At 42.9% G+C, this 13,877-nt stretch carries 11 protein-coding genes and 1 pseudogene; 3 read left to right on the top strand and 9 right to left on the bottom strand.

The annotated features are described in order from the left end of the window. Positions 1-87: 87 nt before the first annotated feature. Together N693_RS0106310 and N693_RS0106305 are read right to left on the bottom strand one after the other, a co-directional pair. Complete coding sequence (locus tag N693_RS0106310; protein WP_025783956.1) at positions 88-1,842, bottom strand: GMC family oxidoreductase; 1,755 nt, start codon at positions 1,840-1,842, stop codon at positions 88-90. A 26-nt stretch (positions 1,843-1,868) separates the two neighbouring features. Continuing rightward, positions 1,869-2,672 carry a gluconate 2-dehydrogenase subunit 3 family protein gene (locus tag N693_RS0106305; RefSeq protein WP_025783955.1) on the bottom strand — a complete coding sequence of 268 codons (804 nt, stop codon included), beginning with the start codon at positions 2,670-2,672 and terminating at the stop codon, positions 1,869-1,871. A 272-nt stretch (positions 2,673-2,944) separates the two neighbouring features. Here N693_RS0106305 and N693_RS18955 point away from each other — a divergent pair, with 272 nt between their 5' ends. Both N693_RS18955 and N693_RS0106295 read left to right on the top strand, forming a co-directional pair. Further along, positions 2,945-3,613 carry a YoaK family protein gene (locus N693_RS18955; RefSeq protein ID WP_025783954.1) on the top strand — a complete coding sequence of 223 codons (669 nt, stop codon included), beginning with the start codon at positions 2,945-2,947 and terminating at the stop codon, positions 3,611-3,613. Positions 3,614-3,761: 148 nt separating this feature from the next. After that, positions 3,762-4,646 (top strand): fructose bisphosphate aldolase, encoded by an 885-nt coding sequence (locus N693_RS0106295; RefSeq protein ID WP_025783953.1) that lies wholly within the window; start codon positions 3,762-3,764, stop codon positions 4,644-4,646. 88 nt (positions 4,647-4,734) lie between these two features. Here N693_RS0106295 and N693_RS0106290 read toward each other — a convergent pair whose 3' ends face one another. The 6 genes from N693_RS0106290 to N693_RS0106265 all read right to left on the bottom strand — a co-directional run bounded on the left by N693_RS0106290 (position 4,735) and on the right by N693_RS0106265 (position 11,307). Next, the gene (locus N693_RS0106290; protein ID WP_037592884.1) at positions 4,735-5,835 is read right to left on the bottom strand and encodes an NAD(P)/FAD-dependent oxidoreductase; all 1,101 of its coding nucleotides are present in this window, start codon (positions 5,833-5,835) and stop codon (positions 4,735-4,737) included. A 238-nt stretch (positions 5,836-6,073) separates the two neighbouring features. Next, a complete protein-coding gene (locus N693_RS0106285) occupies positions 6,074-6,487 on the bottom strand; it encodes a universal stress protein (RefSeq protein ID WP_025783951.1) in 414 nt (137 codons plus the stop codon). Positions 6,488-6,638: 151 nt separating this feature from the next. Then, positions 6,639-7,619, bottom strand: coding sequence for an NAD-dependent epimerase/dehydratase family protein (locus N693_RS0106280; RefSeq protein WP_025783950.1), 981 nt, complete (start codon positions 7,617-7,619; stop codon positions 6,639-6,641). Between the two features lie 186 nt (positions 7,620-7,805). Further along, a complete protein-coding gene (locus tag N693_RS20750) occupies positions 7,806-8,744 on the bottom strand; it encodes a methyl-accepting chemotaxis protein (RefSeq protein WP_025783949.1) in 939 nt (312 codons plus the stop codon). A gap of 161 nt (positions 8,745-8,905) precedes the next feature. Then, positions 8,906-10,057, bottom strand: a complete 1,152-nt coding sequence (locus tag N693_RS0106270; RefSeq protein ID WP_025783948.1) for a Gfo/Idh/MocA family protein — start codon at positions 10,055-10,057, stop codon at positions 8,906-8,908. A 194-nt stretch (positions 10,058-10,251) separates the two neighbouring features. Further along, positions 10,252-11,307, bottom strand: a complete 1,056-nt coding sequence (locus N693_RS0106265) for a hypothetical protein (protein WP_025783947.1) — start codon at positions 11,305-11,307, stop codon at positions 10,252-10,254. Positions 11,308-11,587: 280 nt separating this feature from the next. Here N693_RS0106265 and N693_RS0106260 point away from each other — a divergent pair, with 280 nt between their 5' ends. Then, positions 11,588-13,009: an MDR family MFS transporter gene (locus N693_RS0106260; RefSeq protein ID WP_037592878.1), complete on the top strand. Its 1,422-nt coding sequence runs from the start codon at positions 11,588-11,590 to the stop codon at positions 13,007-13,009. 574 nt (positions 13,010-13,583) lie between these two features. Here N693_RS0106260 and N693_RS20560 read toward each other — a convergent pair. Next, positions 13,584-13,750, bottom strand: a pseudogene (locus N693_RS20560) (IS5/IS1182 family transposase); the annotation flags it as partial. Between the last annotated feature and the right edge of the window lie 127 nt (positions 13,751-13,877).

Genomic DNA, 13,877 nt, shown 5'->3' with positions numbered 1-13,877 from the left:
GAAGGGGATTCTCGAAAACGAAGGGAGAAGCCTATACATTCAGGCTTCTCCCTTTGTATGAGATAAATCGATAAGTTAGTAGGAATATTACGCATTTTCCTTGAGTTCTGCTTGTGTAAGTAGACCACCTTGTTTGAGATACTTATTCATCCCTTCAGCAGCACGATAGGCAAATGCCCCAATTGTTCCAGTCGGGTTGTAATTACTGTTATGAGGGAAAGACGAACCGCCAACTACGAAGAGATTTTCCATCTCCCACATTTGGGAATACGTATTCACCGCAGAGTTTTCGGGACTTTCCCCCATAATTGCTCCACCGAAGAAGTGGTCTGTGTAAAATTTATGGTCAAATTCCACGTCATCTTCCACGACATCGACATTCATCGTATCTGCGCCCATCTCTTTCATGATTTCTGCGCAACGAGCGACTCCTGCCTTTGCACGTTCGCGATCTTGCTCTGCATACTTTACAGTAACCCGTAAGAGAGGATTCCCTAACGAATCTTTGTACGTCGGATCTAAGTCCATATACGTTTCTTTGTTTGGCAAAAATCCACTCTGAGCTGTGATGAATAAATTACGGTTCGCATATTTCAATGATTGCTTTTTAAATTCTTTTCCCCAAGCTGGAGTTCCTTCTGGTACTTGGTTATTCGCAATGGGGCGTGTTCCTAACTGGCCATAGTGAACTTCATATCCATGTAGAAATTTAAGATTGGAATGATCTTCGTTATCTCCACTAAAGTCGTCAATCGTGGCACCTAATGCACCTGTCCCCATGAAATTGTTGAATTTTTTATCCTCAAAGAAACCACGCGCCCCAATATACGTGGACAAATTATTGAAGTGGCCAGTGAAGTTTTTACCGATGATTCCTTGTCCTGTTTTTGGATCATAAGGAGTTCCAATTTTAGAGATGAGCAATAGTTTCGTATTTGTAAATACAAATCCTGCAAGGACGACAATATCAGCTGGCTGTTCAAATTCCTCTCCTGTCATCGTATCGGTATAGACTAATCCTGTCGCACGCTTTCCGTCATGACTTACCCGTGTTACGTTGGAGCCATTTCGCAGTTCCAAGTTACCTGTTTTCCTTGCAGTCGCAAGAACGGTACCAATCGGATCAGCTTTCGCTCCAAAGTCACATCCATACTCTTCACAAAACGCGCAATACACACATCCATTTAACTTTTCTCCATCCGGGTTCACATAGGCTTGGGAGAGATTTGCGGAAGGCATATGGTATGGATGATAGCCCAAATCAGTAGTCGCTTTCTTAAACAACCGAATCGTTGGTGTTTCTTTCAATGGGGGATTGGGGTACTTATCGGAACGAGGGGGACCAATCGGATTTTCTTCCCCTGAAATACCCGCTGTCTTTTCATATTTATCGTAGTAAGGTTCTAACTCATCATAAGTAATGCCCCAGTCTTGCATCGTGGACTCTTTAGGTATTTTTTCTTTACCGTATCGTTCCACCGTTTTACTATAAATCTCAAAATCATACGGTAACCAACGAAATGACATCCCATTCCAGTGGACTCCAGCTCCTCCCGTATTATTTCCTAATCTTGCTTTTGAATTATCTCTAACTGGAAGTGCTGTCTTATCTATAGAATTCCGCGATGTAATCGTTTCTTTATTAAGATCTTGCATCAAATCATATCGTTTTGAATAACGTAGCTCATCTTTTGTCCCCATAAAGTCTTCGTGCTTTTTATCCCGACCTCGCTCGAGAATTACTACCTTATGTCCCGCTTTAGTAAGTTCAGCTGCAGCAATCCCGCCTGCCCAACCGGATCCTACAATTACAGCATCTACTTTAGGTAACTTTTTGACCATTTTGATTCCTCTTCTCAAATTATGATTTAGTGTCCTTGATAGTCCCGTAAACTAACTGGTTCCAGTTTTATAAATTCGTCTTGGTCTATGTAGCCAGCGTATGAGGTTTGCGCCCCAGGAAACTCCTTCATCTTCCAGCCTTCCATATTACGATTTCCTCCATATAGTGGATCGGAGTATGCGCCTTCTAATGTAGATTGGATTAGCAGAGCGAAGAATTCAGAAGCGGCAAGTCCGTTCATTTTCACTTTGTCATCGTCGAAGTCCTGCAAAATCTGAATTTGCTGGTCTTCTTCTGCCTTATCAAACGTAGTGCTAAATCGTTTTTGACTTTCTTCGTCCAACTTCCTTATTCCCTGAATGAATATGTCGCCACGATCTAAAATGGATTGTTCGCCTGCTGGACCCGCAGATTGGTCACTCTCATCTAAACTTGCCGTATACGGACCATGTCTGTAGTCCCTTCCATTGATGCCCCAACGGCCAGCCAATTGTTTATCAATATAGTAAGGTACGCCTAATTTAATCGCTCCTGGACCGTGCTCGTCCTCGGGATAGATTTGTTCCGTTGCAGCCATCAATACTAAGAAGTCTTGATGACGGGTGAAAAATTGCATGGCTTCTTGTACATCTATCAAAGCATCCTTATGCTCTTCAACCTTTTGTTCTTTCTTTGAATCGAAACTATTCGTTAGCAAGCCACCGAATAATGAACCACCTACCAGTCCACCTGCTACTAAGCCTGAATTCTTCAGGAATTTCCGGCGACTCATATCTTGCTGTTTTTGTTGCTCTCCACTCGCGCTTTCTTTTGGATTATTATCTGACATGTTAAAACCTCCCCAACCTTATATTTTTCCGTATTTGTGTAAAGTTAAACTGTAATATAATTCCCAGAACCTTCACATCACAAGTATTAATCCATAAAATATAGTGAATTATGTTTTCAAATTGAGTATTGACGATTCGGTACAAAACTAGTCGCCCATTTTCAGGCGTTCGTCATATTCTTTGAACTTCATGGATATCTCTCGCTGATTAAGGGTATTTCAGAGTTATACATAGTTCTTAAAGATTCGTTTTGCAGGTGGGGGGGAGCTAAATGGATAGAGATCAGTTGCATACCAAACGGATTACAAGTTTACTAACAATCTGTGCTGCTTTTTTGATGGGGTTTATCGATGCCTATACGTTTATGCAGTTGGACCATGTTTTCGTGAGTGCCCAGACTGGAAACATGGTAACGTTTGGTGTCAAATTATTCACAGGTCATCCCTATGATGCTTTGGCGAACATGGTTGCTTTCTTCGGTTTCATGTGTGGTGCATTTTTAGGTGAGGTTCTTTTGGCTCGGTTGAGGCTTCCTGGTTTGCGGAGATATCGCCTGTTCCTGTATGTCCAGGCACTCCTTTTACTGGTGTTGGCACTGTTTCAAACAAGTCTCGAATTGTCTGTAATGGTTTTTGTACTAGGATTACTCTCAGGTTATGCATTGACGACGTTCAGAAAAATCGGATCGACTCCTGTCAATAATGGAATTATGACTGGGAATGCACGGAATATGATGAACAGCTTGTATCTGATTCTCTTCGAAAAGGATGAACAGGCAAAAAAGGATATGCTTCATCTTTTCACTGGTATCATCACATTCGTTGCTGGGGTTGGTGCTAGTGCATCTGTCAGTGGATGGGACCCGATGGCTATATTATGGATTGCATTCGGGATTGTCTGCTTTTCAATCTTTGCACTATTCTTCTATAAGTGGACGTAAGAGGTAGCTAGAGCTTTCCCTAATCTGGTTTGATGGCGTGATAGGCTCTATTCATGTTAGAGTGATATACATTCAGACTGACCCCTGTCAGTCTCCATCTTTATGATTTTTTCAGGAAGTTACACACTATGAATGAGGAGTGAGTGGAATGAATGAAAAACAATTGGACAAGGTGAAAAACGGAAAAGGGTTCATCGCCGCGCTTGACCAAAGTGGTGGCAGTACCCCTAAGGCACTCGCAGCATACGGAGTGAACGAAGACGCGTATACAAACGAAGATGAGATGTTCAATCTAGTGCACGATATGAGAACGCGAATCATCACGTCTCCTGCGTTTAATGCGGAGCACATTCTTGGTGCGATTCTTTTCGAACAAACGATGGATCGTGAAATTGACGGTATGTACACTGCTGATTACTTAGCTGAAAAGAAAGGGATTGCTCCATTCCTTAAAATCGACAAGGGCCTTGCAGACGAAGCAAATGGCGTCCAACTCATGAAGCCCATCACAGATTTGGATGAAACCTTGAAACGTGCAAACAAACGTCATATTTTCGGGACAAAAATGCGGTCTGTCATTAAAGAAGCAAATGAAGAAGGCATCAAAGCGGTTGTCGATCAGCAATTTGAAGTTGGGAAACAAATTATCGCTGCGGGTCTCGTTCCAATTATTGAACCTGAAGTGGATATTAACAGCGCAAACAAACCGGCTTGTGAGACATTGTTGAAAACTGAACTTCTTAACCACTTGGATCAGTTGACTGAAGATGAAAATGTCATGTTAAAGGTGACGATCCCTACCGAGGCAAACTTGTACAGGGAGCTAATTCAACACCCTAGAGTAGTACGAGTTGTCGCGCTGTCGGGTGGATACTCCACAACTGTAGCGAATGAAAAACTGAAGGAAAATGAAGGTTTGATCGCCAGTTTCTCAAGAGCTCTTAGCCAAGACTTGAATGCCAACCAAACAGATGATGAGTTCAACAGCGCTCTTGAAAAAGCGGTGAACTCAATTTACGAAGCGTCCATTTAAGCGAAAAGCCTGTGCCTAAACCAATTTAGTTGGTTTTGACACAGGCTTTTTTTACTGTTTACTCTTGAAGATGTAATTTCCGAGCGTATTAGCGTCCCAGTCCAAATGAGCGATTATAGGTTTGCCCTGATTGCACCATTTTTCGGACCTTTTGTAAACGGAGCGATTCATAGTTTTTCAGAGCTTTCATAGATGCGATTCCTTCCATTCCCTTAGCCACACACTTTCCCAATTCCACTGCGTCTTGCAAGGATGCGTTAAATCCGCTAGCCGTAATAGGTGCTGGAACGTGTGCAGCATCTCCTATCAATGCAATACGACCACGGACTAGCTGAGTGGGAACGTATTCTTTAATCGGTGTACCTGTAAGGTTTCTATGCCGAAGTGCGTGCAACATAGCAGATTTCCATGGCTCGTCCCATCTTGCAGATACTAGAGTAGAGAGCTCATCGATTGTCTCTTGAGGTATATCAGGTCCTTTCAGTGAATGGTTCACGACTTTCCCTTCGACACATCCTAGACGACGCAACAACTCATTTCTGGAGTTATCGTACCACGTGCACCCAATTCGGCGATTACTTGAGCCTTCCCCAGATTCAATGATTGAGCCAAACAAAAAGCCATTCAAACTTTCGAGCATAGTCACTTCCGGATGATTGTATCCAGGACGCATATGTGGAGGCAACTCCGCTTCCTTCGTAGAAGCAATCCACACCATATATCCTGCAAAAGTTGCCTCAGGATTATCCGGAGCTACGTGTCGCCGCACTAAACTATGATGTCCATCCGCGCCAATCAAAATGTCGCCGTGAATTGTCTCACCTGCATCTGTCATGACAAAAGCGGAAGTATCATCTTGATCCACAAATTCAACACGCGTATCATAGCGTAATTCAATCCTTGAATCCTCTTCAGCTTCTTTCCGCAAACGAGACTCTATGGAGGACCATAGCTGAATGGATCGTTTCCCACCGGAAGCTAGATTCCGTAACAATCGCTCCGTCCCTGTCGCATTAAATCCCGCGGCATCAACTTGAAGACCAGCCCCGGAACGATGTCCTGACCCAACTTTCTCGAGAAGAGTCACTTGTACCCCTTCTCTAGCAAGCGCAATTCCAGTCATTAGCCCTGAAAGTGACGCCCCGACAACGATTGCAGAACCATAGGTAGCTCCGTTTTTTGAATTCATTAAATTCACCGCAATCCCCCCTGTTTTTAACGTTCACAAATGTGACTTTCGTGTTTTTCACTTCAAGCATTTATTTAGGAATTAGTTAAACCTTATAATAGTTTATCAAACAGATAGGTAAAAACTAGAAGAATGCTCATTGGACTCGTTCAGAACAGCAAAAAGACCCGCATCTGCTGAGTTCAGCAAACTACGAATCTTTAAAGTGAATAGATTGGGTAACCTAACTATACTACTTCTATTTTACAAGCGTCACAGGACACCTCATACGCTTTACTACTTTTCCACTGACACTTCCAAATACAAGTCCTTTAAAAGCATTCAATCCTCGACTACCGAGTATTAACTGATCGACTTCACTAGCATTCACATACTTAATGATTGTAGGACCCGTCTGCCCCTTCAGCAACGTGACTTTCGGTTCTACCCCAGCCTCACGTGCCAATTCCACAACAGGTTGGACATTTTTCTTCTGATACGCAGCGAGATTTTTAGGGCTTTCTGTCAGAAGTCGTTCGTCTTCCACCTTATTAAAATCGGTCACAAAAATGATTTCCAAGTGCGTCTCCGGTAAAAACTGAACAAGCATTAGCGCATGTTGTGCCGCACGTAATGCACTCTCTGAACCATCCACAGCCACCGCTATATTCATAATCGCCCTCCTTAGATTTGCTCGCCAGTCAAAGCGTCATGGAAGTAATACCAACGATTTTACCAGACCTCAATCAGAATTCAATGAAAGCGTAAATAGATTTTTGAGTTGCACTCGTTTTTTTCCTCAGCTGGATGAAAGTAAGGGAATCTCACTGTACTTCTTCTGCACAAGCAGCCAACGTTCTTCTAATTTCAGCACGGACATCGTCTTCCTGATAGTTTAATATCCGCATCGTCTCATCCGGATCAATGAAGGCATCCCGATTCTGCATTTCGATTTGTTTCCCCATATGAATCGCGTGCTCTTTCCCTTTTGCTGCAACAGTTTCATCCATTTTCTCAGCAGAAGGCTTTAAGTGCTCCACGGGAACTGTTTCAACGATTGTGTCAGTTTGCCCAAGACTTTCCGCAATCATCCTGTAGAACTCGTCATACTTCATATTAATGCCAGAGATAGCGTAAGTCCCTCGGTGCTCACCATGTTCCAATGCACCGACAGCCGCTTCCGCCACTTGCTTCGTTGTCACCATTGCCGTCCCGCCAGCGGGGACTTTTACTACATCCAGACCTTGAACCCGAGGGAAAAAGCTTTTCCATAACGGTGTACGATGTGGCATTGTTCCGAATATGTATGGTAGACGAAGCGACATGACCTCCATGGATCCCTCTCCTTCCATGAATGCAATTTCCTCCTGTAGTAATCTTGTTTTGACATAAGGTTGTTCCTGCAAGTTTAAATCGGTCCACATACCTGCAGTTTCAGTGTGATACGAACCGAATATGACAAACTTCTGTACGCCCGCTACACGAGCCAATCTTGCAAATCTTTGTGTAGGTAATACGTTCTTTTCATAATAAAATTTCATAGCTGGCGCTTCAGGAAGGGTTCGCTCATCCAATCCAGCTGCATAGACAAATGCGTCTTTATCTTTCAGCATCGCCAACACTTGCTCATCTGTCATCTCATTCATGTCACCAATCATCCGTTCTTTTACTGGATCAGGTAACACGTCCTCCATTACTTCTGCATTGCGTGCAATTGTAGAAACTTCATAACCCTTGTCGAGTAATTCGTGAATCGTCTCGAGTCCAAGCAATCCGGTTCCACCTAAAACAAATACTTTTTCCATTCGGCATAACTCCCTTTTTCAAAGTGTGTTAGTCTTCTACCCTTCTGTCAGTCGGAGTAATCCCTTTGCGGAATAGTGTGGCAAGTATTGGAGTGATAGGAGACATATTTTGTGTTGCACCTTGAATAACTTTTACAATAAAAAAGACACGATCCGTTTAATAGGTTCGTGTCATCGTTTATATGATTACTCAACAGTCAATTGACGAATACCATTTTCAAGTCGTTTGTCGACTTCCTTGGCATCTTCAATATGCTCAATAATGAGCCCGTGTGCTTGTGAGAAAAGATTTTTTGCATCGAGCAGTTCATCCTTCACTTCCGCGGATAATTGTTTTTGTTCTTCAATCATCTTCTGGATGGAACCAATATCTCCTTGGCTCGTTTCGATGGTAGTTAAAATACGTTCGATTTTCTCAGCTGTAGCAAGACTAACTTGCACGCCTTTATCCACAAGTTCAGCACTCGTTCTTGTAGAATCCAACGCTTCTTTAATCTCGTCTCGTAATGACGAAGTCAGAGTTTGAATACTCGCTGTACTCTTTGCCGTACTCTCTGCTAAATTTCGGACCTCCTGTGCAACAACTGCGAATCCTTTTCCAGACTCACCCGCTCTTGCCGCTTCAATTGAAGCATTTAACGCAAGTAAATTCGTTTGAGTTGCAATACCATCAATCACGCCAACAATCGAATGAATTTCATCGGAACGTGCACTTAAATTTGTCATATTCTTCTCGGATGCCTGGATTTGCTCGCCAAGCGTTTTAATCACTTCTGCTGTTGCGTTCACTTCTTGTGTGCCTTCAGTGGCTTCGGTAACCATCAGATGTGATTGGTCTTCCAAAGAGCGCCCCTTCTCATACAGTTCTTCTGACTTTTGGGTAGTTTGTTCACTAAGCTGGTCAATGTTCTCAAATCGTTTTTCAATTTGACCAACCGCGTCACCGAGGACTCCATGTTGCCCATTCACTTTCTCATGTTGCATCACAGCAGCAGCTAACTCGTCTCTTAACTCAAGCACACGAATCTTATCTTGCTCCTCTTTTAATGCATGACTTTCTTTTAAAGCCGTTAACTCTTCTTGGAAATTATCTATTTCTACTAGTTTACTTTTACTTTTGAACATATGAATACCCCCAAGTTATCTTTATATCCATAATTATAGCATAGAACGTCCTATATCCTTGGAGTGTTTCAGAGTCATAAGTCATGTTTTTCGACTTTTGTGTGAACGCTGATTCGAGAGAATATTCTCATGCATGCATAGGATGAATTGAATCCGAGTCATTAACAATCGGTAATACTCGATTCCTGAGATACGTGGATAACTCCGCCACCGGACCGAATCGATTCTGTTGCCGCACATCCTACCGCAACGCTCATTCTTCCCGCAAATGGAGACGTCAGTGGCTGTTTGTTTCGAAGCACAAGTTCGATAAAATCTTGTGCAATCTTCGGATCTGCTCCACCATGACTGCCTACTTCAGGCTTCATATCATACGTCACATTACTAAACTCATTCCACGTGTTCGTCTTGCGTGTCTTCAAATACACTTTACCATTCACTTCATCGTTTTCGATTCGTCCCTTTGTTCCGATGAATGTATAATTCCGTTCATAGTCCGGTGTAAAGTGACATTGTAAGTATGATGCTTTTATGCCTCCTTCTAACTCCATGATCAACATATTGTTATCTTCGACATCTACTTCTTTGCGGAATGCGCATTCCGTAAATGTATGAGGCACATACTCTGGGCACGTATCTTTCATCGAACACTCTGGACAAGTCAGATCATTCGGCATGTCGCCGCCGTAATAATCCAGCCCTCCGAATGCAGAAACTTTCGTTGTATATTTACCTGAAATCCAATGGATGACATCCAAGTCATGAGATCCTTTCTGAAGTAGGAGTGAAGTCGTCTTATCACTTCTTGCGTGCCAGTCATGGTAGTAATAATATCCACCCAATCCAACAAAATGGCGAACCCAAACTGTTTTCAACTCCCCTATCGCTCCTGAGTCTATTAATCCCTTCATCGTCTGATACATACTCATATATCTCATGTTGAAGCCAACCATCAAGTGCTTATCCGATTTCTCCCATGCCTCAATGATCCGGTCACATCCTTCCACTGTAATTGCCAGTGGCTTTTCAGAATACACATGCTTGCCCGCTTCTAAGCACGCAATCACATGCTCCTCGTGGAGATAATCTGGTGATAGCACAGCGATAGCATCGATATCATCTCGCACCAATAACTCTTTATAGTCTTTCGTTAGAAAAAGTTGTGCGCCTATCTCTTCTTGAAATTTCTGCTGACGGTCTTCCGATAAATCCGCCAAAGCAACGATTTCAGATTCACCCTCAGGCTTATGCCAATATAGTGCTAAATTCCTTCTTAATCCTGCTCCAATGACTCCAATTCTTACTTTTTTCATATGCGCACCTCATTTACGTGTCCTTTGTACATTGACAAAAGTCCGTTATCTATCAAGCCTCTACAACAACTATAGCATACTATAATTGTACCTTTGAGATGCTCCTTTGTTGCCAATGCCACGATATGAGGATGTTGAATTTCAAACCACAAGATAGGGTGTAAGGGATAGACATTCCCTAGTTATCTATCTACTCATTTTACTTGATAACGTATATCACGAACGGTCTTAATATCGTCAATTGGTGAAATGAATACCTCAGACGCTCTATAATCCTGCTCCTCGTCCGCTTTGGCAATAACAAGTACAGGATACAAACTTACCCGTTCAATAGGCAAGTCGATTTTCTGAAGAAGCTGAATAACCAATAAAAGCTCATCTAAGTCCTTTTTTTCATTCATATGAAAAACCGTGCCGTCTTCCTGTTCCGTTGTATCGATAACAACTTCATAGTGTTTACACGATTCAAAGTTTTTTAATTCGTAGCAGGACAGTTCCGCGTCTGCAAGTCTTAATCTTAGAATTGTCTCTTCTAAGTTATCAAGTCCATCATGTAAAACAAGCATGTCATCATCATAGAAATTTGGATAGAAGATCTCAGGACTCTCCTCGGCAAACGCCTGACCTATGGAGTTTGCATTCTCATAACTCTTAGTGAGGTCAAGCCACCCGCCATTTACAGAGAGAACCTCCAATGGATATCCCGTATCGGCCGTTATTTTTTCGTTCAGACGATGAATAACGGGTAAAGAGTCATGCAGTAGTTCAAATGCAGCTGGCTCAAACAATTGAACATCTTCAGGAAGATTCATGGTCAAGTCCTCTTCGTACGCCTCATTTCCGATTGTGATTGTTGAAAATCCATTTGCTTTAAGCGCTTTTATTTCCTCGCTCTCCTTATATCGATTGTTTACGTCTTCACGAGTTACGAGTTCTCGATAATTATCATTCTCGACCTCACCCTCTTTGTTAACACGAATAAGAAAGTTCAATCCTTGCCGATCCAGCGTTTTCACATGCACTATAGCCTTATGGCGATCATCTTCTTCTGATTTCCAATCTACAATTTCAATTGTTCGTCCAAGCTTATCTTGTGCATATTCGGGTAACTCGTCTTCCATATAGATAGCTCCGCGTGCCATATTAGAATAGACAAGAAAGATATAAACGGAAAATCCTACGAAAACTACTGCAGCAATAAACAGCAGCAAACTTATAGATATACCCGTGATTAATAGTTTCTTTTTCATTTTTCTCCTCATTCATCCAATTATTTAACTATTCTTTCATATCGTATCATCCAGTGATGGTACTTTCCAGGCAAATGAAGTTTGACTTAGCCGCAACAAGGTGTGGTTTGGTATGGCTTTCACTCAATGCGGCAATCCTTACTAATACAATACGATTTATCAAACAGCAAAATTGAGGTCTGCACCAATAACCTCTATCATATAAGGAATGTCAGGTCCGGATTTCATATAATAATGTATGTTAGGATTTGCTACTCCAAAATGAGGTGATGAAAAGCTAATGGTCAATTCACAAGCACTGGGTGATACCCAGACGTTCGATTTTAAAAAGAATATTCCACTACTCGCTGTATTATTATCCGGAGCGTTCATTACGATTCTAAACCAGACGCTTCTAGCGACAGCACTCCCCCACATTATGAAAGATTTCAATATTAACCAAAGTACCGTTCAATGGCTGCAGTCGATCTTCATGCTCGTCAACGGGATCATGATTCCAATCACCGCGTTCCTCATTGGGAAATTTACTACACGAAAGTTGTTCCTAACTGCTATGGGAACCTTCGCCACCGGTACACTTATCGCTGCATTTTCTCCTAACTTTTCCTTCTTGATGATAGGACGCGTTTTACAAGGGGCTGGAGCCGGAATCATGATGCCGCTCTTGCAGACGATCATGTTTCTCATCTTCCCGATTTCGCAACGCGGGAAGGCGATGGGGATGTTTGGTCTCGTCATTGCATTTGCACCTGCCATTGGACCAAGTTTGTCCGGCTATCTCGTCGATAACTTCCCATGGCGCAGTGTCTTTTACGTCGTGATCCCAATTGCTGTCGTCATTATTATTGCCGCGTATTTCTTACTTAAGAATATTACGGAACAAACGAATCCAAGAATGGACTACATGTCGATTGTACTCTCAACATTGGGATTTGGAGGTATCCTGTACGGCTTCAGTGTAGCCGGTAACTTAGGTTGGCTGAGTCCAAACGTTATTATTTCACTTGCAGTCGGGGCAGTTACACTCTTCTTGTTCATTACCCGCCAGTTAAAACTGGAAGAACCGATCCTCGAGTTCCGGGTGTTTAAATACGGTGTCTTCTCGTTAGCGACAGGACTTGGAATGATTGTGTTCGCCTCAATGATTGCAACCACTATCATTCTGCCGCTGTTCATGCAAAACTTACTTGGCTTCAATGCCTTGCATTCTGGCCTCATGCTATTGCCCGGCGCACTCGTCATGGGTGTCATGAACCCAGTAACAGGCACGCTGTTCGATAAATACGGAGCGAAGTGGCTGCTCCGAACAGGATTTGCCATTCTGACAGTCACAACGTTCCTGTTTGCGAATTTGTCGCAAGATACGACGTTTACGTATTTGGCGGTCTTGAACGCAATCCGAATGGTCGGTATCGCCATGGTCATGATGCCATCCACAACGCTCGGTTTGAATCAGTTACCGAATCACCTGATTTCCCATGGTACGGCTATGAATAACACATTCCGTCAGATTTCAGGTGCTGTCGGAACTGCGGTGCTCGTGACGATTACCATCACCGCAGCTAGCGGAAGTTCGATTGCAGGTGCTATCCATGGCGTCAATGTCGCATTCTTGGTAGCGGGCTGTATCGCAGCGTTCGGTCTGTTGCTGTCGTTTGCTATCCGTGATCCGAAAGCGAAAGAGCAATCGATGGATGCGTAATTATATTAAAAAAATCTCCCACTTCAGTTGAAAGTTGGAGATTTCAGACTGTAGACAAAAGGGATGGAAATCGATTTGATTTCCATCCCTTTTTGTCTTTTTGCATAGTTGACTCTAGAAATGAAGGATGACAGGCCGTTGATCTCCGTTCCGGACGGGCGCTTTCCGGGGGCTTGCCCTCAGCCTCCTCGTCGCTTCGAAAGCAAAGATGTGCTCCCAACGTTGCACTTATGCTCGCAAAATCCGTTCTTCGTTACGGCTTTTTCTGCGGGGTTTTAAAAACACGTGCTCCTAACGCTTCGCTTTTACTCGCAAAAGCTGTTCTTCGTAACAGCTTTCGCTGATCCCCAGGAGTCGCCGTCCTGCACTTCAATCAACTGAATTTCTCGTGAGACTTTCACATCATTCAATCAAAGAATGCAATCAGAGCGCTCCATGTCCAGCTGGTAAGAATAACTAGATGCAGCAGAAGACTTGAGACACCGATATGAAATCCAGGAAGTCTAAGGAAATGTAAAGAGACAGTTGAAAGTGTTTTTGCCGATGCCATGGGGCAACCTTAAGAGGGCTTAGTGTATTGAATAAATGACATTTTATTAAGTACAACTGTATGCTGGGTCTCCCAAATAGGTAATATAGTTCTCCAATCCATTAATAAATGAAGGGAAAATCAATTGTTGCGTTTAATTTAAGGACCAGATGGTCTTGCGGAACTAACTGTTCAATCGTAAGCATTTCCATCTGTTCTCGTTCAATAACTTGATTCTAAGTCATCATTTCCATCACCTCATTTGATAGTTGTGAGATCCTGTTGATTGTAGCGGAGAGCGGCGACTCCGGAGGGATCAGCGAAGCTTGAAGACCCTGG

It is taken from the genome of Sporosarcina sp. D27 (assembly GCF_000586555.1).
Classification (GTDB): Bacteria; Bacillota; Bacilli; order Bacillales_A; family Planococcaceae; genus Sporosarcina.
The sequence above is the reverse complement of the archived record's forward strand: the minus strand, read 5'-3'. Positions and strand labels throughout refer to the sequence as shown.

Coding starts and splice junctions, on each gene's coding strand:
- N693_RS0106310 (WP_025783956.1), bottom strand. CDS start 1,842: ATGGTCAAAAAGTTACCTAAAGTAGATGCTGTAATTGTAGGATCCGGT.
- N693_RS0106305 (WP_025783955.1), bottom strand. CDS start 2,672: ATGTCAGATAATAATCCAAAAGAAAGCGCGAGTGGAGAGCAACAAAAA.
- N693_RS18955 (WP_025783954.1), top strand. CDS start 2,945: ATGGATAGAGATCAGTTGCATACCAAACGGATTACAAGTTTACTAACA.
- N693_RS0106295 (WP_025783953.1), top strand. CDS start 3,762: ATGAATGAAAAACAATTGGACAAGGTGAAAAACGGAAAAGGGTTCATC.
- N693_RS0106290 (WP_037592884.1), bottom strand. CDS start 5,835: ATGAATTCAAAAAACGGAGCTACCTATGGTTCTGCAATCGTTGTCGGG.
- N693_RS0106285 (WP_025783951.1), bottom strand. CDS start 6,487: ATGAATATAGCGGTGGCTGTGGATGGTTCAGAGAGTGCATTACGTGCG.
- N693_RS0106280 (WP_025783950.1), bottom strand. CDS start 7,619: ATGGAAAAAGTATTTGTTTTAGGTGGAACCGGATTGCTTGGACTCGAG.
- N693_RS20750 (WP_025783949.1), bottom strand. CDS start 8,744: ATGTTCAAAAGTAAAAGTAAACTAGTAGAAATAGATAATTTCCAAGAA.
- N693_RS0106270 (WP_025783948.1), bottom strand. CDS start 10,057: ATGAAAAAAGTAAGAATTGGAGTCATTGGAGCAGGATTAAGAAGGAAT.
- N693_RS0106265 (WP_025783947.1), bottom strand. CDS start 11,307: ATGAAAAAGAAACTATTAATCACGGGTATATCTATAAGTTTGCTGCTG.
- N693_RS0106260 (WP_037592878.1), top strand. CDS start 11,588: ATGGTCAATTCACAAGCACTGGGTGATACCCAGACGTTCGATTTTAAA.